This window comes from Agrococcus sp. GW821-FHT14H11 (assembly GCF_058803545.1).
In genome coordinates this window covers 58418-75952 of record NZ_JBXAPA010000009.1, presented here as the reverse complement: position 1 = coordinate 75952, position 17535 = coordinate 58418, and the positions used below count along the sequence as shown (strand labels likewise).

Sequence of the window (17535 nt, the reverse complement as noted above, 5' to 3'; positions counted from 1 at the left end):
GTCTCCCTGTGAGCAGCGCCGTCGTGGACGTGCCGCCCTCCGCGGAGCCCGAGCGCGCACCGCGGCGGGTGCCGCCGTGGTGGACCTGGCCGATCGCCGCAGCGGTGATCTTCGCCGCGGCGCTCGCGGGCGTGCTCTTCGCCCCGGTGGGCACGACGGTCGCGGTGTGGTGGCCGGCGGCCGGCCTCTCGGTGCTCTTCGCCCTCCTGCAGCCGGCGTCGCGCCTGCCCGCTGCCGTGCTGCTCGTGCTCGCGGTGACGATGACGGCCAACCTCGTCGCGGGCCGCCCGCCGGCGCTGTCGATCGGGTTCGGCATCGCCAACGCGGCCGAGGTGGCCGTCGTCTCGGCGCTGCTCGGCTGGGGTCGCCGCGACTTCCGGCTGTCGACGATCGTGGCGGGCGTGCGCTTCGCCGCCGCGGCGGCGGCCGGCGGCATCGTCGCAGGCATCCTCGGCGCGGCCGCGATCGCGCTGCTGAGCGGCGGCGCCCCCTGGCCCGTCGCGGGCTTCATCGCCGCCTCGCACGCCGCAGCCGTCGGCATGATCGCGCCGTTCGCACTGCTGCCCAGGCGGCTGCCGGTGCGGGCGACGCGCGCCGAGATGGCGGTGCAGGCGCTCGCGCTCGCGGTCGTGATCGGGATCGTCTTCCACCCCGACACGGCACTGCCCCTGACCTTCGCCCCCTACCCGCTGCTGGCCTGGGCGGCGTTCCGGTTCCCGATCCGCGTCGTGCTGCTCGAGACGCTGCTCGCGGCGCTCGCGATGCTCGCCCTCACGCTGGCCGGCGGCGGCGTGCTCGGCGCGCCGACGACCGACGCCCTCACCGGCGCCGCGCTGCTCGAGGTCTTCCTCGTGACGTTCACGGGCCTCGCCGTCGTGCTCACGGCCGCGCAGTACGAGCTGCGGGCGACGGGCAGGCAGCTCGAGGCCTCGACGCGGCTGCTCACCGGCAGCGTGATCGACGCGCGCGTCGGCCTCGCGATCGTGCACCGCGACGCCTCGCTCGCGCGCCTCACCTGGGCGAACCGCGTGGGCCGCGAGCTGCTCGCGCCCGAGCTCGACGGGGACCGCTGGGACGGGCCCACACGGGCGGCCGCGGCGCGCGCGCTGGCCACCGAGGAGCAGGCGACGGTCGTCGACACCGGGGGACGCACCATCACGGTCGCCGCCAACCGCATCCACGGCGACGAGGAGCTCTTCGCCGTGCAGCTGCTCGACGTGACGGCGATCCTGCAGGCGCAGCGGGCCCGCGCCGACGCCGACGTCGAGGCGGCCGCCGCGCGCACGATCCGCGCCGAGCTCGAGCGCCAGCGCGACGACTTCCTCGCCACCACGAGCCACGAGCTGCGCACACCCATCACCAGCATCGTCGGCTTCGCCGAGCTCGTGGCGGAGTCGGATGCGGTGGCCGAGACCGAGCGCAGCTGGCTGGCCGTCATCGAGCGCAACGCCCAGCGCCTGTCGGAGCTCGTCGAGGACCTGCTGACGCTGAGCGGGGGCGCCACGGCGCCGCCGCGCCCGCGGACGCCCGAGCGGGTCGACTGCGCGGCGGTGCTCGAGGAGGTCGCGGCCGGCCAGCGGCTCCTCAGCGACGGCAAGGGGCTGGTCGTCGAGATCGACGCGGGCGCGCAGGTGGTGCTCGCCTCGCGCAGCGACGTCGAGCGGGCGGTCTCGAACCTGCTCGCGAACGCGATCAAGTTCACCCCGGAGGGCGGCGGCATCCGGCTGTCGGCCGAGCGCGACGCGGCGGCGGGCGAGGTCGTCGTCGAGGTCGCCGACACGGGACCGGGCATGAGCGACGAGGAGCTGGTCCACGCCTTCGACCGCTTCTACCGCGCTCCCGCCGCCGAGCGGGCCAACATCCCCGGCACCGGCCTCGGGCTCTCGATCGTCGCCGAGCTCGCGCGCCGGAACGGCGGCTCCGCCGAACTCCGGTGCAACGCCGCCGGCGGCATCACCGCATCGCTGCGGCTGCCGTCGGCGCCCTGACCGCGGGCGCCTCGAGCGCCTGCGCGAGGTCGGCGATGAGGTCGTCCGGGTCCTCCAGGCCGATCGACAGGCGCAGCACACTGGCGTCGGGCTTCGCCTCCGCCGCGACCGGCCGGTGCGTGAGCGAGGCCGGGTGCTGGATGAGCGAGTCGACCGACCCGAGCGACACCGCGTGCGTGAACAGGCGCACCCCCTCGGCCACGGCGGCGGCCGCGGCGAAGGAGCCGACGTCGATCGCGAGCATCGACCCGGGCCCCGCCATCTGCCGGCCCTGTCCCACGAGGCCCCGCGGGTCGCATCCGTCGAGCCCCGGGAAGCGCACCGCGCGCACGCCCGGCAGGTCGAGCAGCGCCTCGGCGACGCGCACGGCGCCCGCCTGCTGCGCGCGCACGCGCAGCGGGAGCGTCTGCAGGCCGCGGTGCATGAGGTAGGCGCTGAGCGGATGCGCGATGGCGCCGGTGATGGCGCGCACGGGGCGCAGCGCCCGTGCCCACGCCTCGTCGCACGCGACGACGCCACCGAGCACGTCGCCGTGGCCGCCGATGTACTTCGTCGCCGAGTGCATCGAGAGCGCCGCGCCGTGGTCGAGCGGCCGCTGCAGCACCGGCGTCGCGAAGGTGTTGTCGACGAGCACGGGCGCCTCGCCCGCCGCGGCGACGAGCGCGTCGAGGTCGACGAGCTCGAGCGTCGGGTTGGCCGGCGTCTCGGCGATGACGAGCCCCGTGTCGGGCCGCACCGCCCGCTCGACCGCCTCGACCGAGTCGACGAACGTCGTCTCGGTGCCGAGCAGGCCCGTCGCGAGCAGGTGGTCGGTGCCGCCGTAGAGCGGCCGCAGCGCGACGACGTGCGCCCCGCGCCGCTGGCGCGCGGCGGTCAGCACCGCCGTCGTCGTGGCCATCCCCGACGCGAACGCGACCGCTGCCTCCGCGCCCTCGAGCGCGGCGAGCGCCTGCTCGAAGCGTGCGACCGTCGGGTTCCAGAGCCGCTGGTAGACGGCGGAGCCGTCGCCCACGTCGCCGCCGGTCGCGAGCCGCTCGTAGGCGTCGCCGCCGGAGTCGACGCCCGCGAGCGGGTTCGTGGAGGAGAGGTCGATCGGTGCTGCGTGCACGCCCAGCGATCGGAGCTCGTCGCGGCCGGCATGCACCGCGAGCGAGTCGAGTCGGAGGCGAGCGTCATTGCTCGTCGTCATGGCCACCATGATGCCCGAAACGGGAGGTGATGCGGGGCGGGAGGATCCGGCGCGCCGTCAGCCCTCCGGGCTCGGCTCGGCGGGGGTCGTGGGCTCCGGCTCCGGTGCGGGCGGCGGCGGGGTGGGGGCAGGCTCCGGGTCGGGCAGCGGCGGCGGCACCGGATCGGGCAGGGTTGGCTCGAGCGGCGGCTCGACGGGGGCGGGCTCCACGGGTGCCGGCTGGCTCGGAGCCGGAGCCGGAGCCGGAGCCGGCGCGGGAGCCGGCGCGGGCTGCACGGGCACGGGCCGCGGCTCGACCGGCACGGGCGCGGGCTGCGGCCGCGTGGTGCCGGGGTCGGTGATCGGCCGCGGTGCGGCCCGGTCGATCGCGTCCCGCGCCTCCTGCGACGCGGTGGCGAGCAGGGCCGCGCCCTCGGGGTTGCCGGTGGCCTCGAGCTGGAACGCCTCCGCCATCCATGCCGCCGCGACGTGCAGCGCGAGCCCCTCGACGAGGTCGAGCACGTCGGCGGGCGTGTGCCCGCCGCGGACGACGGCGAGCACCGAGGCGATGTGCCGGTCGGCGTCGCCCAGGGCTGTCTTCGCGCCCGTCGGCGCGAGGGCGAGGGCCGAGCGCAGCGCGTCGATGTCGGTGCGGCTCTCGGCCGCCGACGCCGCGGCGGCGCCCAGCCGGGCGATCGCGGCCTCGAGCCGGTCGATGCGCGCGTCGTCGAAGTCGCGCGGATCGCCGAGCGAGCGCAGCTCGCGGTCGAGGTCGTCGACGTTCTCGGCCGTCACCGCCGCGATCGGCGGCCGCTCGGCCGCGGCCGCCTCGACGCAGGCGCCCAGCAGGTCGAAGGCCGCGGGGTCGCCGGCGGCCTCGGCCCGCTGCTGCCAGCGGTCGGCGAGCGCGCGGTCGTCGGCGGTCGTGAAGCCTTCGTCGACGATCGCGCGCAGCAGCGCCGTGCGCTCCTCGCCGAACGCGCTGCGCTCGCGCTCGCCGAGCACGCCCTCGGCGCCGCCGACGTGCTCGGCGGCCGTCAGCACGTCCTCAGCACGGCGCTCGAGGGCGACCGCGGCGACGATGCGCACCTCGAGCTCGCACGCGGCCTGCTCGTGCTGCTCGTGCCACGACGTGATCTGCCCGGCGAGGATGCCGGCGCGCGCCTGCGATCCCCAGGCGACGACCGAGCCGGAGACGATGAGGGCGGATGCGCCGAGAGCTGCGAGGCCGACAGTCCAGCGGCGCCTGCGGCGCAGTCGGTGCCGCTCGGCGAGCACCGCCGCGCGACGGCGCGCCTCGGCGGCATCGAGGCCCCTTGGCCCCGGCGCCGGCTGCTCGTCCACGGTGGACCTCGCAATCATGCAGGAAGTGCACGTTCATGCTACGCGCTCCAGCGTGCCGCAGGGTGACGGGCAGGCGAAGCGCGGATGTCCGGCGGGTGCGAGGATCGGCAGGTGAGCCTCATCGCCCAGCCCCTCCGCATCGGCGCCTTCGACGTGCCCAACCGCATCATGCAGGCCGCCCACTCGAAGCAGTACTCCGACCGCGTCGAGTCGGATCGCGAGACGGCCTACTTCGTGCGCCGCGCCCGCGGCGGCTGCGGGCTGTTCGTCGCCGGCAACCACCTCGTGCACCCCTCGGCGTCGACGCGCGGCTTCGAGGACGCCTGGCGGCCCGAGGCCGTCGACGCCAACCGCCGCATGACCGACGCGGTGCACGAGGCGGGCGCGCGGATGCTCGTGCAGCTCAACCACCACGGGGCGCAGGCGGCGCCCGAGGGGCCCGACGGCCCGCGACCGGTGTACGCGCCCAGCCGCATCCTCTCGCCCTCGACGGGCGTCGCCACCCGCGAGGCGAGCGCGCGCGACATCGCAGGCTTCGTCGAGGCGTGGGCCGATGCGGCCGAGCGCAGCCGCCTGGGCGGGTTCGACGGCGTCGAGCTGCACATGGCGCACGGCTACCTGCTGCACCAGTTCCTCAGCCCGCTGTACAACCGGCGGACGGATGCGTACGGCGGCGACCTGGAGGGCCGCACGCGGTTCCCGCGCGAGGTGCTGCGCGCCGTGCGGGCGCGCGTGGGCGACGACTACACCGTCGGCATCCGCATCGTGCTCCACGAGCACAACCCCGAGGGGCTCGACGCGGCCGACCTGCGCGAGGCGGTCGCGGCGCTGCGCTCCGAGGCGCGCATCGACTTCCTCGACACGGCGGCCGGCGGCTACCACGACGTGCACTGGGTGTTCCCGTCGTCGGCGATGCCGGTCGACTGGCTGCGCGACGACGTCGCGGCGCTCAAGGCGGCGAACCCCGACGTGCCGGTCTTCGGCGTCGGCGCCGCGCGCAGCGTCGAGGAGGCGGAGGAGGTGCTCGCGAGCGGCGTCGCCGACATGGTGGCGCTCACCCGCGGGCAGCTCGCCGACCCGGACCTCGCCGCGCGGCTCCTCACCGGCGCGACCGACGGCATCCGCCACTGCATCCGGCTCAACCAGGGCTGCCTCGGCCGGGGCAGCCAGGGGCTGCCGGTGAGCTGCACCGTCAACCCCGAGGCCGGGCGCGAGCTCGAGGCGGCGCCGGAGCGCGCGGCGCGCCCCGCCCGCTGGACGGTCGTCGGCGGCGGCCCTGCGGGCATGCGGGCCGCGCTCGACCTCGCGCGCCTCGGCCACGCCGTCACGCTGCTCGAGCGCGAGGCGCGCCTCGGCGGGCAGCTGCTGCGCGCCGCGCGCGTGCCGGGCCGCGACTCGGTCTCGCTGCTCGCGACCGACCTCGAGCGCGACGCGCGCGCCGCGGGCGTCGAGGTGCGGCTGGGGGAGCCCGCCACCCTCGCCGCGATCCGGGCGACCGCGCCCGACCGGGTGGCGCTCGCGGTGGGCGCGGTGCCGCCGGCCGGCGGCGGCGCGGCGATCGACGAGGCGTTCGAGGGCGCGCGGCCCGCGACGGTCGACGCGTGGCGGGCGATGGACGATCCTGCGGCGCTCGGGGAGCGCGTCCTCGTGGTCGACGACGACGGCACCGCGCACGCGTCCGGCGTGCTGCTCGCGCTCGTCGCCGGCGGCGCGTCGGTCGAGGTCGTGACGCCCTTCGAGCGGCTGCTGCCGCACGTCGGCACCGGCTACGAGCGGCAGCTCGTGCTGCGCACGCTCGCGGCGGGCCGGTTCCGGCGCATCGCCGGCGCGCGGGTGCGCCGCGGCGAAGGCGGATGGGTCGCGGTCGACGCGCTCACCGGCCACGAGGCGCCGCTGGCCGAGCCGACCGCGATCGTCGCGCTCACGCCGCGCGAGGCCGTGCGCCTCGACGGGCTCGACGCCGAGCTGCTCGAGGCCGAGCTCGGCGTGCCGGTCTCGGCGATCGGCGACGCGCTCTCGCCGCGCGGCATCGACGCGGCGATCGCCGAGGCGTGGCGGCTCGCGCAGGGCAGCGCCGACGACTGAGGCCTGGCGCGCGCGGCTCGCCCTGCGCCATGCTGGCGGCATCGCGGCCGTGCGGCCGCAGTGAGGAGCCAGCATGGCAACCCTGCTCAACCCCTACCTCGCCTTCGGTCGCGAGGCGCGCGAGGCGATGAACTTCTACCACGGCGTCTTCGGCGGCGACCTCGTCATCAGCACCTTCGGCGAGTCCGGCATGGCCGACGACGCGGGCGACGCCGACCTCGTCATGCACGCGCAGCTCACGACGGCCGACGGCCACACGCTGATGGCGAGCGACACCCCCGCCTCGATGCAGCAGCCCACCGGCGGCCAGCAGGTCTCGCTCTCGGGCGACGACGCCGGCACGCTCACCCGCCACTGGGAGGGGCTGAGCGACGGCGCGACGATCGTCGAGCCGCTCGTCGAGGCGCCGTGGGGCGACACCTTCGGCATGCTCGTCGATCGCTGGGGTGTGGGGTGGATGGTGAACATCGCCGGCGCTGCGTCCGGCACGCCGGCGCCGAGCCTCGACGAGGGCGCGGACGGCCGGTCCGCCGACCGCTGACGCACGACGACGGGGCCGAGCATCGCGCTCGGCCCCGTCGTCGTGCCCGCCTCAGGCGGGCGGCTGCGGGGCGCCGCCGGAGGCGGTGTCCTCCTCGGTCTCGGGGTTGTGCTGGTCCGGCTCGTCGAGCGGCTGCACGTCGCGGTCCTCCGGGTCGACGGTGGGATCGTCGTGGTGCTGGTGATCGCTCATGGCGTCTCCTCTCCTCGGTCCACCCGTTCTACACCCGCCGTCAGCGCACGGGCTGGATGCCGAGCGAGTCGAGCAGCCCGCGGATGCGCTGCTCGATGTCGTCGCGGATCGGGCGCACGGCATCGATGCCCTGGCCGGCCGGGTCGGCGAGCTCCCAGTCCTCGTAGCGCTTGCCGGGGAAGACGGGGCACGCGTCGCCGCAGCCCATCGTGATGACGACGTCGGAGTCGCGCACCGCCTCGGTCGTCAGCACCTTCGGCCGCTCGGCCGTGATGTCGATGCCGACCTCCCGCATCGCCTCGACGGCGACGGGGTTGATCTGCTCGGCGGGCATCGAGCCGGCCGAGCGCACCTCGACGGCGCCGCCGGAGAGCTCGCGCAGGAAGCCCGCGGCCATCTGCGAGCGGCCCGCGTTGTGCACGCAGACGAAGAGGGCGCTGGGGGAGTCGTGGGTCTCGGTCATGGTCGCTCCAGGTGCGGTCGGTGTCGGATGCGGTCAGCTGGCGGGGGAGAGCTCGGCGAGGAGGCGGTCCACGCGGCGCGCGATGTCGTCCCGGATCGCGCGCACGCCGTTGGGAGAGGCGAGAGCTGGGTCGCCGACCTGCCAGTCCTCGTAGCGCACCCCGGGGATGATCGGGCAGACGTCGCCGCAGCCCATCGTCACGACGACGTCGGCGGCGCGCACGGCGTCGTCGGTGAGGGGCTTCGGGAACGGGTCGCCGTCGACGCCGAGCTCGTCGATGAGCGATCGCACCTCGGGGTGCACCTCGGCGGCGGGCATCGAGCCGGCCGAGCGGGCGACCACGGCGCCGCCGGAGCGCTGCTCGACGAGCGCCGCCGCGAGCTGCGACCGGCCCGCGTTCTGCACGCACACGAACAGCACGTGCGGCACGCCCGCCGTGCGGTCGCGCAGCACGTCGGCGATGCGCTGCCGGGCGAAGCGCTCGGTGAGCACGAGCAGGTGCGACGAGATGCGGGAGGAGCGCGCGAGGCTCGCGTACGACTCGCGCACGATGCGCAGCACCGCGTCGCCGGAGAGGTCGGGGGTGGCGTCGGCGATGCGCCGAGCGACGTGCGAGAGCTTCGCGTCGACGTCGACCAGCGCGCGGTCGCCCTGCCCGCGGCTCCAGGAGGGATCGGCGTCGACGCGCGCGGCCCGCAGGCCGTCGACGAGCGCCGCGACGACCGGGCGCATGCCGGGCTCGACGCGGTAGTGCACCCACGTGCCGCGCCGCTCGGAGGCGACGACGCCCGCGTCGCGGAGCACCTTCAGGTGGTGCGAGACCGTGGGCTGCGAGACGTCGGCGAGCTCGGCGAGGTCGCACGCGCACGCCTCGCCCGTGGGGGAGGCGGCGAGCATCGACAGCATGCGCAGGCGCAGCGGATCGGCGAGCGCCTTGAGCGCGGGCGCCATCGCCAGCGCGGTGGGGGCGTCGATCGCGGAGGCCGCATCGACGCGGTCGCAGGCTTCGGCGACAGGCGGGGCGAGCACCATGCGGATCCTCCAGGCGGGCTGCCGTCGACGCGTTGTGCATCGATCGCTGTCTATATTGATGCATCTCGATGCAGGTCGCAAGCGCCGTGCCGATGCCGGAGTACCCTGGGAGCCATCCCGACCTGCGAAGGAGCAGCACCATGCCCGAGACGATCATCGCCGGCTACGCCCGCACGCCGTTCGCCAAGTTCCTCGGGCAGCTGGCCCAGACGCCCTCGACCGAGCTGGGCGCGCACGCGGCGAAGCACGCGCTCGCGAAGGCCGGCGTCGAGCCGGCCGAGGTCGACGCGGTCGTCGTCGGCCAGGTGCTGCAGGCCGCCGTCGGGCAGAACCCCCCGCGCCAGACCGCCGTCGGCGCCGGCATCCCCATGACCGTGCCCGCGCTCGGCGTCAACGCCGTGTGCCTCTCGGGCACCGAGGCGATCGTCGCCGGCCACCGCATGATCCAGCTCGGCGAGGCCGACGTCGTGGTCGCCGTCGGCCAGGAGTCGATGTCGCTCGCCCCGCACGCCGCGCCGATCCGCGCCGGCGCGAAGTTTGGCAACGCCAGCCTCATCGACACCATGCAGTTCGACGGGCTCACGGATGCGTTCGACCGGGTCGCGATGGGCGAGTCGACCGACGGCTACAACGCGTCGTTCGAGATCACCCGCGAGCAGCAGGACGAGCTGGCCGCCGCATCCCACGCGCGCCTCGTCCGGGCCCAGGCCGATGGCACCCTCGACGACGAGATCGTGCCGTTCGAGGCGAAGGCCGGCCGCAGGACGGTGACGGTCGCCGTCGACGACGGCGTGCGCGCCGAGACCACCGTCGAGTCGCTCGCGGCCCTCCGCCCGGCGTTCACGCCCGACGGCTCGATCACCGCCGGCAACGCGTCGCAGATCACCGACGGCGCGGCCGCCGTCGTCCTCGTCTCCGACGCCTACGCATCCGCCCACGGCATCACCGGCCTCGCGCGGATCCTCGCGACCGGCTTCGTCGCGGGCGCCGACGTCTCGCTGCACTCGCAGCCGGCCGACGCCATCGAGCAGGCGCTCGAGCGGGCCGGCAGGTCGACCGCCGACCTGCAGGCGGTCGAGATCAACGAGGCCTTCGCCGCCGTCGGCGTCGCCTCCACGCGCCAGCTCGGCGTCGACCCCGAGATCGTCAACGCCCACGGCGGCGCGATCGCGCTCGGCCACCCGATCGGCGCATCCGGCACCCGCATCGTCGGGCACCTCGCGCGCCGGCTGCAGCAGCTCGGCTCGGGCTCGATCGGCGCGAGCGGCATCTGCGGCGGCGGCGGCCAGGGCTCGGCCATCGTGCTCGAGGCGATCTGATCCGCTGACAGCGAAGCCCCCCGCGCAGGCGCACCCGCCCGGCCTAGGCTGGTCGGATGCGCCTGTCTGTGCTGGACCTCGCCCCCATCCACCCCGGTGAGACCGCCGGCGAGAGCCTCGCAGGCTCCGTCCGCCTCGCGCAGGCCGCCGAGCGGCTCGGCTACCGCCGCGTCTGGTACGCCGAGCACCACAACATGGCGACGATCGCCTCGAGCGCGACGAGCGTGCTCATCGCGCACGTCGCCGCGCACACGCGCACGATCCGGCTGGGCGCGGGCGGCGTCATGCTGCCGAACCACTCGCCGCTCGTGATCGCCGAGCAGTTCGGCACCCTCGCCGAGCTGCACCCCGGGCGCATCGACCTGGGGCTGGGGCGCGCGCCCGGCACCGACCAGCGCACCTGGGCGGCGCTGCGCCGCGACATCCGCGCCTCCGAGCGCTTCCCCGAGGACGTCGTCGAGCTGCAGGGCTACCTGCGCGGCGAGCCGACGGTGCCCGGCATCCGCGCGGTGCCCGGCCACGGCACCGACGTGCCGCTCACGATCCTCGGCTCGTCGCTCTTCGGCGCGCAGCTCGCGGCGGCCCTCGGCCTGCCGTACGCCTTCGCCTCGCACTTCGCGCCCGACGCGCTGCAGCAGGCGGTCGCCGTCTACCGCGAGCGGTTCGAGCCGTCGAGGCAGCTCGCCGAGCCGTTCGTCATCGCGGGCATCAACGCGGTCGTCGCTCCCACGCGCGACGAGGCGATGGAGATGCAGCGCACCGTCGTGCGCTCCCGCGTGCGCAGCCTGCTGCTGCGCGACAGCCCCGTCGCGCAGCAGGTCGGCGACGACGAGCTCGACGCGCTCGCCGCGAGCCCGCAGGCGGCGCACATCGCCTCGATGGTGCGGCACACGGCGCTCGGCACCGGCGACGAGGCGGTCGCGACGCTCCGGCGCTTCGCCGTCGAGGCCGACGCCGACGAGCTCATCATGGCCGTGCACGGCGCGACCGACGAGCGGGTGCGCGCGCTCGAGCTGCTGGAGGCCGCGGGGGCTCTGGGCGAGGCACCTGCGGCGTAGCCGCGCCGGCAGGCGGGGAGCCTGTCGGCCGTCCGCCGCTACCGTGGTCGCAGACACCGGAGGAGCACCGTGCCGCAGCAGCTCACGAACGCGCTCGTCGCATCGCCGCGTCGTCGCCGCGCCTGGGCGGCACTGACGGCGCTGGCGCTCGCCGTCGCGCTCTCGGCGGTGCTGCTCTACCGCGAGAGCAGCAAGCCCTTCGGCTTCGAGGCCGAATGGATGGAGCGCCTGGTGACCCAGCGCTCGCCGCTGCTCACCACCGCATCGCTGGCCTTCGACACCCTCGGGGGCGGCGTCGTCGCCACGCTCATCGTGCCCGGCGTCGTCGCGGGGCTGCTCCTGCTGCGCCGCCGGCCGTGGGCCGCGGGCTACTTCCTCGTGGCGTCGATCCTCACCGGGCTCCTCGTGCAGCTCCTCAAGCACGCGGTCGGCCGCGCGCGGCCGCTCGACGTGCTCGTGACGGTCGACCACGGGTCCTTCCCCTCCGGGCACGCGGCGAACGCGGCGCTCGTCGCGACGGCGCTCGGGCTGCTGCTGCGGCGCTGGTGGGTGTGGGCCGCTGGCGCCGCCTGGACGATCGGCATGATGCTGAGCCGCACCTACCTCGGCGCGCACTGGCTCTCCGACACCCTCGGCGGCGTGCTCGTCGCCGTCGGCGTCGCGCTCGGGCTGTGGGAGCTCCTCGCCGCGCGGCTCGAGCGAGAGCGCCGCGGTCGCCCCGAGCCGGCGGGCGCCGAGGAGACGGTCAGCGCGCGTCGGTGACGCCCAGGCGCGCGGCGCCGAGCGCGAGCCGTGCGACGGATGCCGCGGCCGCCGCGAGCAGGTCGCCCGCGTCGCGCTGCAGCGCGTCGAGCGTCGCGGGGCCGGCGGCGATCGAGAGCGCCGGCACGCCCATCGCGGCGGCGGCCTCCGCGTCGACCGAGCCCGCGAGCACGCACAGCGGCACGCCGTGCCGCTCGGCGGCCGCGTGCACGACCGAGACGACCTTGCCGCCGGCCGACTGGCCGTCGAAGCGGCCCTCGCCCGTCAGCACGAGGCCGGCGCCGGGCACCGCGGCGTCGAGCCCGGCGAGCTCGGCGAACCACGCGCCGCCCGCGACGACGTCGCCGCCGGTGAGCGCGCGCAGCACGCTCGCGACGCCGCCGGCCGCACCGGCGCCCGGCACGTCGATGACGGATGCCGCGTCGACGCCGAGCGCCTCGGCGCCGATGCGGGCGAAGCGCTCGAGCGCGGCGTCGAGCGCGCGCACGTCGTCGGGGCCCGCGCCCTTCTGCGGCCCGAAGACGGCGGCGGCGCCGCGCGGGCCGGTGAGGGGCGCGTCGACGTCGGTGACGAAGCGCCAGCGGGCGGCGAGCGCCCGCGGGTCGACGCCCGAGATGTCGAGGTGATCGAGCGCCGCGAGCCCGCCGCCGCCCGGCTGCACGGGCCGGCCCGACGCATCCGTCAGCCGGGCGCCGAGCGCGGTGAGGAGGCCGGCGCCGCCGTCGCTCGTCGCCGAGCCGCCGAGGAGCAGGGTGAGCTCCGCGGCGCCCCGGTCGAGCGCGTCGAGCACGACGCGGCCGAGGCCCGCCGTGGAGGCGGCGAGCGGCTGCAGCGGGGCGTCCTCGACCTGCGGCAGGCCGGCCGCCTGCGCGAGCTCGATCACGGCGCTGCGGCCGTCGAGCGCCCAGCGCGCGCGCGCGGGCCGGCCGATCGCGTCGACCGTCTCGGTGACGACCTCGTCGCCGCCGCGCGCGAGCAGCGCGTCGAGGCTCCCCTCGCCGCCGTCGGCCATCGGCACGAGCACCACCTCGGCGCCCGGCACGACCGAGCGGATGCCGCGCGCGGCGGCCTCGCACGCCTCGAGCGCGGTCAGGCTGCCCTTGAAGGCGTCGAACGCGACGACCGCCCGCGGCTGCGCGGCCGTCATCGCTGCAGCCCGTAGCGCTCGGCGAAGCGGGCGAGGATCGCCTGCGGGTGCTCGACGTGCGCGGCGCGGCCCGCGGCGACGAGGTCGTCGACCTCGGCGGGGGAGAAGTAGCCGTGGTCGCGGTAGACGCGGATGCGCTGCTCGAGCCCGTCGGCGTCGAGCTCCGGGTGGAACTGCGTGCCCACGACGTGCTGCCCGACGCGCACCATGTGCACGCACGCGGCCGACACGGCGAGCGTCGTCGCGCCCTCGGGCGCCTCGGCGATGCCCTCCTTGTGGCCGCCGAACGCGGTGAAGGCGCGCGGCAGGCCGTCGGTCAGCCAGTCCTCGCCCACGAGGCTCAGCTCGACCGGCGCCACCGACTCGGCGATGCCCCGCACCATGCGGCCGCCGAGCGCGTGCACGAGCGCGCCGAGGCCGAGGCACGCGCCGAGGTAGGGGAGGTCGTCGCGGATCACCCGCTCGGCGAGGTCGCGCAGCCACGTCACCGTCGCCGCGTGCTCGGGCGGCCGCCGGTGGTCGTCGCTGAAGTTCGCGGGCCCGCCGCCGACGAGCACCGCGTCGACGTCGGCGAGGTCGATCGCGGGCTGCTCCCGGTCGAGCCGCACCCGCTGCACCCGCGACTCGTCGAGGTGGCCGAAGCGCACCATCGCCTCGAGCTCGGCGGCCGCGACCTCGTCCTCGGGCCGCGACTGCACGATCAGGATCCGGCGCATGCGAGCCTCCCGTCCGCGGCCCACACGCCGCTCGATCCGCGGCGGTGGGAGCCCACGAGGTGGGTGTCGACGATGCCGACCGCCTCCATGAGCGCGTGCATCGTCGTCGGGCCGACGTGGGCGAAGCCGCGCGCCTTGAGCGCCCGCGAGAGCGCGCGCGACTCGTCCGACTGCGTCGGCACGTCGGCGAGCGTCTGCGGGGCGGGCGTCTCGCCGGGCTGGAACGACCACACGAGCGCGGGCAGCCCGCCCTCCTCGCGCAGCGCCACCGTCGCCCGCGCGTTGCCGATCGTGGCCTCGATCTTGCGGCGGTTGCGCACGATGCCCGCGTCGCCGAGCAGCCGTGCGACGTCCTCGTCGCCGAAGGCCGACACCGCATCCGGCTCGAAGCCCGCGAAGGCGGTGCGGAACGCGGGACGCTTGCGCAGGATGGTCGCCCACGAGAGCCCCGACTGGAACGCCTCGAGCGAGAGCCGCTCGAACAGCCCCGTCTCGTCGCGCACCGGCATGCCCCACTCGCGGTCGTAGTAGTCGCGCAGCAGCGGGTCGGTCGCGGCCCACGACGGCCTCGCGAGGCCGTCCTCGCCGACGATCAGGTGCATGCCGACCAGGCTAGCCGCGAGCCTAGGCTGGATCGGTGCACAGGACGGCGACGACGGATGCGGTGCGCCGCGCCACGCGGGAGGGCGTCGGCGTCGTCGTGGCGACGAGCGCCTACGGGCTCTCGTTCGGCGCGCTCTCGATCGCCTCCGGACTCGACCTCTGGCAGACGATGGCGCTCAGCCTGCTCATGTTCTCCGGCGGCTCGCAGTTCGCGTTCATCGGGGTGATCGCCTCGGGCGGCGGCATCGCGGGCGTCGCGAGCGCGGCGATGCTGGGGCTGCGGAACGCGCTGTACGGCATGAGCATGCGGCGCGTGGTGGCGCCGGCGCCGGCGCTCCTGCCGCTCGCCGCGCACGTGACGATCGACGAGTCGACGGCGGTCGCGCTCGCGCAGGACGAGCCGCGGGCGCAGCGCGTGGGCTTCTGGGTGACGGGCATCGGCATCTACCTCGGCTGGAACGTCGCGACGCTCGCGGGCGCGCTGCTCGGCGACCTGCTGGGCGACCCGCGGCAGTGGGGGCTCGACGCCGCGGCGGCGGCCGCGTTCGTCGGGCTGCTGTGGCCGCGGCTGCGCGCGCGGCAGGCGGTCGCGGTCGCCGCGGCGAGCGCGGTGGTCGCCGCGTCGCTGCTGCCCGTGCTGCCGGCGGGCATGCCGGTCATCGTCGCCGCGCTCGTGGGCGTCGTCGTCGGCCTCACGAACTGGCTCGGGCCGCGCCACGAGTCGGACCTGCCGGACCCGGGCGGCCCCGACCACCGTCAGGGGGACCACGCATGACGGTCTGGCACCTGGTGCTGCTCGCCGCGATCGCCGTGCTCGGGATCAAGCTGCTCGGCTACGCGGTGCCGCCGCGGCTGTTCGACAGCCCGCGGCCGCGGCGCACGCTCGAGCTGCTCACCGTGTCGCTGCTCGCCGGCCTGGTCGCCGTGCAGACGCTCGGCGGCGCGGACGGCATCGCGCTCGACGCGCGCATCCCCGCTGTGGCCGTCGCGGCGGGGCTGTTCGCGGTGCGGGCGCCCTTCATCGTCGCGGTCGCCGCGGCCGCTGCGACGGCCGCGCTGCTGCGCGCGCTCGCGGGCCTCGCGTGAGGCGCCCGCGGCCCTCGCGCGTTCGCTAGGGTTGCCTCTCGGGCCCGCCCGGCGACGACGCCGAGCACAGCCTCGTATCGCTATGCTGAACGACACTCGCCGGGGCCGCCGGCACCATCCGCACGGAGGAAGCGCATGACCGAGCACGACGCCCGCCGGGGCAACGACGGCGAGAGCACGCAGTCGTGGGGTGAGGACTACCGCGCCCAGCTCGCCGCCATGCTGTCGGGCACGACCGCCGAGGACCGCGAGGCGGTCGCCTCGCTGCCGTCGGGCTCGGCCATCCTCGTCGTGCGCCGCGGCCCCAACGTGGGCGCCCGCTTCCTGCTCGACCAGGACTCCACGATCGCCGGTCGCCACCCCGACGCCGACATCTTCCTCGACGACGTGACCGTGTCGCGCCGTCACGCCGAGTTCACGCGCTCGGGCACGACGTTCGAGCTGCGCGACCTCGGGTCGCTCAACGGCACGTACCACGACGGCGAGCGGGTCGACCACGTCGTGCTGCGCGACGGCGCCGAGGTGCAGGTCGGCAAGTTCCGCCTCACGTTCTACCGCTCACGCCTCGACCTCGAACCACGGCAGTGAGCGCACAGGCCGCGCGGAAGCCCGCCTCCCTCCTCTCGATCGGCCAGGTGCTGGCCAAGCTCGGCCCCGAGTTCCCCGACCTCTCGCCCTCGAAGCTCCGCTTCCTCGAGGACCAGGGGCTCATCACGCCCCAGCGCACGCCGTCCGGCTACCGCAAGTTCGACGCGGCCGACCTCGAGCGGCTGCGCTACATCCTCACGCTGCAGCGCGACCACTACCTGCCGCTCAAGGTCATCCTCGGGCACCTCGACGACATCGACCACGGCCGCTCGCCGCAGATCCCCGGCGCCAACGTGCGCGTCGAGGCGCCGTCGATCCTCGGCGCCGAGCGCCGGCTGTCGCGCGCCGAGCTGCAGTCGGAGGCGGGCGCGACGAAGCAGCTCGTCGCCGACGCCATCTCCGCCCAGCTGCTGCCGGGCACCGAGCCGTTCGGCGACGCCGCGGTGCAGGCGCTCAAGGCCCTCGTCGAGCTCGAGCGCTTCGGCATCGAGCCGCGGCACCTGCGCGGCATGCGCCAGTCGGCCCAGCGCGAGGCGGCGCTCATCGAGTCGGCGCTCAAGCCCATGCGCGGGCGGCGCGAGACGAGCAGCCAGGCGCAGGCGGCCGAGGCCGCGCGCGACCTCGCGAGCCACATCCAGTCGGTGCGCGAGCTGCTGACCCGCGACGCGCTCGGCGCCTGACGCCGAGGGCCCGCGCCCGCGAGTCCTGCTGCGCCGGCGTGGGCGGCAGGGCGTAGACTCGGCCCCGACACGCCGCGCCGTCGGAGGTTGCACCGAAGCGGGGCGGCGGCTCGATACGGTGGGGCTCAACACTCAACCTCGACTTGAAGGTTTGAGCCCCCGCAGCGGAAGGTACGGCCATGGGCGACGGCATCGATGCAGACCAGGGCGGTCCCGCCCGCCTCGACGCCGGCCTGCTGTTCACCGACGGCCTGCCGCAGGAGGCCGACGCGGTCGGCTACCGCGGCGCGATCGCGGCCGACGCGGCGGGCATCACGTACCGCCAGCTCGACTACTGGGCCCGCACCGGGCTCGTCGAGCCCACCATCCGGCCCGCGCACGGCTCCGGCAGCCAGCGGCTCTACTCGTTCCGCGACATCCTCGTGCTGAAGCTCGTCAAGCGCCTGCTCGACACCGGCATCTCGCTGCAGCAGATCCGGGTCGCCATCCAGCAGCTCCACGAGCACGGCGTGCGCGACCTCACCCAGATCACGCTCATGTCCGACGGCGCGAGCGTCTACCTCTGCACCTCGAGCGACGAGGTCATCGACCTCCTCGGCCGTGGCCAGGGCGTCTTCGGCATCGCCGTCGGCAAGGTGCTGCGCGAGGTCGAGACGCAGCTCATCGAGCTCGAGGTCACTCCCGCCGAGGAGCAGCACGTCGACGAGCTCGCGGCCCGCCGCGCCCGCAGGAGCCGCACGGCCTGACCGCTCGCGCCGCGCGC

19 protein-coding genes are annotated in these 17535 nt (G+C 76.0%); 11 read left to right on the top strand and 8 right to left on the bottom strand.

The features are described 5' to 3' along the window. The first annotated feature begins 8 nt into the window (after window positions 1-8). Window positions 9-1988, top strand: coding sequence for a sensor histidine kinase (locus AC1RNL_RS11095; protein ID WP_492935245.1), 1980 nt, complete (start codon window positions 9-11; stop codon window positions 1986-1988). Here the strand turns inward: AC1RNL_RS11095 and AC1RNL_RS11090 are convergent. Beyond that, the gene (locus tag AC1RNL_RS11090; RefSeq protein ID WP_492935244.1) at window positions 1954-3177 is read right to left on the bottom strand and encodes a trans-sulfuration enzyme family protein; all 1224 of its coding nucleotides are present in this window, start codon (window positions 3175-3177) and stop codon (window positions 1954-1956) included. The two genes, AC1RNL_RS11095 and AC1RNL_RS11090, sit on opposite strands and share 35 nt — an antisense overlap. 57 nt (window positions 3178-3234) lie before the next feature. Next, on the bottom strand, window positions 3235-4500 hold the full coding sequence (locus tag AC1RNL_RS11085; RefSeq protein ID WP_492935243.1) for a hypothetical protein: 1266 nt from the start codon (window positions 4498-4500) through the stop codon (window positions 3235-3237). A gap of 111 nt (window positions 4501-4611) precedes the next feature. Between AC1RNL_RS11085 and AC1RNL_RS11080 the strand changes: the two genes are divergently transcribed. Both AC1RNL_RS11080 and AC1RNL_RS11075 read left to right on the top strand, forming a co-directional pair. Then, window positions 4612-6585 carry an oxidoreductase gene (locus AC1RNL_RS11080; RefSeq protein ID WP_492935242.1) on the top strand — a complete coding sequence of 658 codons (1974 nt, stop codon included), beginning with the start codon at window positions 4612-4614 and terminating at the stop codon, window positions 6583-6585. A 73-nt stretch (window positions 6586-6658) separates the two neighbouring features. Then, window positions 6659-7126: a VOC family protein gene (locus AC1RNL_RS11075; protein WP_128188549.1), complete on the top strand. Its 468-nt coding sequence runs from the start codon at window positions 6659-6661 to the stop codon at window positions 7124-7126. A gap of 51 nt (window positions 7127-7177) precedes the next feature. Here AC1RNL_RS11075 and AC1RNL_RS11070 read toward each other — a convergent pair whose 3' ends face one another. From AC1RNL_RS11070 to AC1RNL_RS11060, 3 genes are read right to left on the bottom strand one after another with little or no spacing between them, the layout of a single operon-like run. Next, complete coding sequence (locus AC1RNL_RS11070; protein ID WP_164877037.1) at window positions 7178-7318, bottom strand: hypothetical protein; 141 nt, start codon at window positions 7316-7318, stop codon at window positions 7178-7180. 40 nt (window positions 7319-7358) lie between these two features. Then, window positions 7359-7781, bottom strand: a complete 423-nt coding sequence (locus tag AC1RNL_RS11065) for an arsenate reductase ArsC (protein WP_364196872.1) — start codon at window positions 7779-7781, stop codon at window positions 7359-7361. 33 nt (window positions 7782-7814) lie between these two features. Beyond that, the gene (locus tag AC1RNL_RS11060) at window positions 7815-8813 is read right to left on the bottom strand and encodes a metalloregulator ArsR/SmtB family transcription factor (protein ID WP_492935241.1); all 999 of its coding nucleotides are present in this window, start codon (window positions 8811-8813) and stop codon (window positions 7815-7817) included. A 140-nt stretch (window positions 8814-8953) separates the two neighbouring features. Between AC1RNL_RS11060 and AC1RNL_RS11055 the strand changes: the two genes are divergently transcribed. The 3 genes from AC1RNL_RS11055 to AC1RNL_RS11045 all read left to right on the top strand — a co-directional run bounded on the left by AC1RNL_RS11055 (window position 8954) and on the right by AC1RNL_RS11045 (window position 11952). Next, window positions 8954-10132 carry an acetyl-CoA C-acyltransferase gene (locus AC1RNL_RS11055; RefSeq protein WP_246990767.1) on the top strand — a complete coding sequence of 393 codons (1179 nt, stop codon included), beginning with the start codon at window positions 8954-8956 and terminating at the stop codon, window positions 10130-10132. A gap of 56 nt (window positions 10133-10188) precedes the next feature. Then, window positions 10189-11190 (top strand): LLM class flavin-dependent oxidoreductase, encoded by a 1002-nt coding sequence (locus tag AC1RNL_RS11050; RefSeq protein WP_128188545.1) that lies wholly within the window; start codon window positions 10189-10191, stop codon window positions 11188-11190. A gap of 69 nt (window positions 11191-11259) precedes the next feature. Next, complete coding sequence (locus AC1RNL_RS11045) at window positions 11260-11952, top strand: phosphatase PAP2 family protein (protein ID WP_492935240.1); 693 nt, start codon at window positions 11260-11262, stop codon at window positions 11950-11952. Here AC1RNL_RS11045 and AC1RNL_RS11040 read toward each other — a convergent pair. From AC1RNL_RS11040 to AC1RNL_RS11030, 3 genes are read right to left on the bottom strand one after another with little or no spacing between them, the layout of a single operon-like run. Next, entirely contained in the window at window positions 11936-13099 is a 1164-nt protein-coding gene (locus AC1RNL_RS11040) for a glycerate kinase (protein WP_492935239.1), read from the bottom strand. The two genes, AC1RNL_RS11045 and AC1RNL_RS11040, sit on opposite strands and share 17 nt — an antisense overlap. Next, window positions 13096-13815, bottom strand: coding sequence for a glutamine amidotransferase-related protein (locus tag AC1RNL_RS11035; RefSeq protein WP_492935238.1), 720 nt, complete (start codon window positions 13813-13815; stop codon window positions 13096-13098). Before AC1RNL_RS11035 ends, AC1RNL_RS11040 begins: the two co-directional genes overlap by 4 nt. Beyond that, window positions 13800-14417 carry a DNA-3-methyladenine glycosylase I gene (locus AC1RNL_RS11030; protein ID WP_492935237.1) on the bottom strand — a complete coding sequence of 206 codons (618 nt, stop codon included), beginning with the start codon at window positions 14415-14417 and terminating at the stop codon, window positions 13800-13802. The genes AC1RNL_RS11035 and AC1RNL_RS11030 overlap by 16 nt, the downstream gene beginning before the upstream one ends. A 35-nt stretch (window positions 14418-14452) precedes the next feature. Between AC1RNL_RS11030 and AC1RNL_RS11025 the strand changes: the two genes are divergently transcribed. The 5 genes from AC1RNL_RS11025 (at window position 14453) to AC1RNL_RS11005 (ending at window position 17518) form a co-directional block, all read left to right on the top strand. Beyond that, complete coding sequence (locus AC1RNL_RS11025) at window positions 14453-15193, top strand: AzlC family ABC transporter permease (protein ID WP_492935236.1); 741 nt, start codon at window positions 14453-14455, stop codon at window positions 15191-15193. Beyond that, window positions 15190-15504: an AzlD domain-containing protein gene (locus AC1RNL_RS11020; RefSeq protein ID WP_146357594.1), complete on the top strand. Its 315-nt coding sequence runs from the start codon at window positions 15190-15192 to the stop codon at window positions 15502-15504. Before AC1RNL_RS11025 ends, AC1RNL_RS11020 begins: the two co-directional genes overlap by 4 nt. Window positions 15505-15639: 135 nt before the next feature. After that, complete coding sequence (locus AC1RNL_RS11015) at window positions 15640-16092, top strand: FHA domain-containing protein (protein WP_310125853.1); 453 nt, start codon at window positions 15640-15642, stop codon at window positions 16090-16092. Beyond that, window positions 16089-16772: a transcriptional regulator FtsR gene (ftsR, locus tag AC1RNL_RS11010; RefSeq protein ID WP_128188537.1), complete on the top strand. Its 684-nt coding sequence runs from the start codon at window positions 16089-16091 to the stop codon at window positions 16770-16772. The genes AC1RNL_RS11015 and ftsR overlap by 4 nt, the downstream gene beginning before the upstream one ends. A 179-nt stretch (window positions 16773-16951) precedes the next feature. Continuing rightward, entirely contained in the window at window positions 16952-17518 is a 567-nt protein-coding gene (locus AC1RNL_RS11005; protein ID WP_128188536.1) for a MerR family transcriptional regulator, read from the top strand. The last annotated feature ends 17 nt before the right edge of the window (window positions 17519-17535 follow it).

What these genes read in the sequence shown, in the direction of transcription:
- AC1RNL_RS11090 (WP_492935244.1), bottom strand. Translation starts at nt 3,177, where the DNA reads ATGACGACGAGCAATGACGCTCGCCTCCGACTCGACTCGCTCGCGGTG.
- AC1RNL_RS11075 (WP_128188549.1), top strand. Translation starts at nt 6,659, where the DNA reads ATGGCAACCCTGCTCAACCCCTACCTCGCCTTCGGTCGCGAGGCGCGC.
- AC1RNL_RS11070 (WP_164877037.1), bottom strand. Translation starts at nt 7,318, where the DNA reads ATGAGCGATCACCAGCACCACGACGATCCCACCGTCGACCCGGAGGAC.
- AC1RNL_RS11065 (WP_364196872.1), bottom strand. Translation starts at nt 7,781, where the DNA reads ATGACCGAGACCCACGACTCCCCCAGCGCCCTCTTCGTCTGCGTGCAC.
- AC1RNL_RS11060 (WP_492935241.1), bottom strand. Translation starts at nt 8,813, where the DNA reads ATGGTGCTCGCCCCGCCTGTCGCCGAAGCCTGCGACCGCGTCGATGCG.
- AC1RNL_RS11055 (WP_246990767.1), top strand. Translation starts at nt 8,954, where the DNA reads ATGCCCGAGACGATCATCGCCGGCTACGCCCGCACGCCGTTCGCCAAG.
- AC1RNL_RS11050 (WP_128188545.1), top strand. Translation starts at nt 10,189, where the DNA reads ATGCGCCTGTCTGTGCTGGACCTCGCCCCCATCCACCCCGGTGAGACC.
- AC1RNL_RS11040 (WP_492935239.1), bottom strand. Translation starts at nt 13,099, where the DNA reads ATGACGGCCGCGCAGCCGCGGGCGGTCGTCGCGTTCGACGCCTTCAAG.
- AC1RNL_RS11035 (WP_492935238.1), bottom strand. Translation starts at nt 13,815, where the DNA reads ATGCGCCGGATCCTGATCGTGCAGTCGCGGCCCGAGGACGAGGTCGCG.
- AC1RNL_RS11030 (WP_492935237.1), bottom strand. Translation starts at nt 14,417, where the DNA reads ATGCACCTGATCGTCGGCGAGGACGGCCTCGCGAGGCCGTCGTGGGCC.
- AC1RNL_RS11020 (WP_146357594.1), top strand. Translation starts at nt 15,190, where the DNA reads ATGACGGTCTGGCACCTGGTGCTGCTCGCCGCGATCGCCGTGCTCGGG.
- AC1RNL_RS11015 (WP_310125853.1), top strand. Translation starts at nt 15,640, where the DNA reads ATGACCGAGCACGACGCCCGCCGGGGCAACGACGGCGAGAGCACGCAG.
- AC1RNL_RS11005 (WP_128188536.1), top strand. Translation starts at nt 16,952, where the DNA reads ATGGGCGACGGCATCGATGCAGACCAGGGCGGTCCCGCCCGCCTCGAC.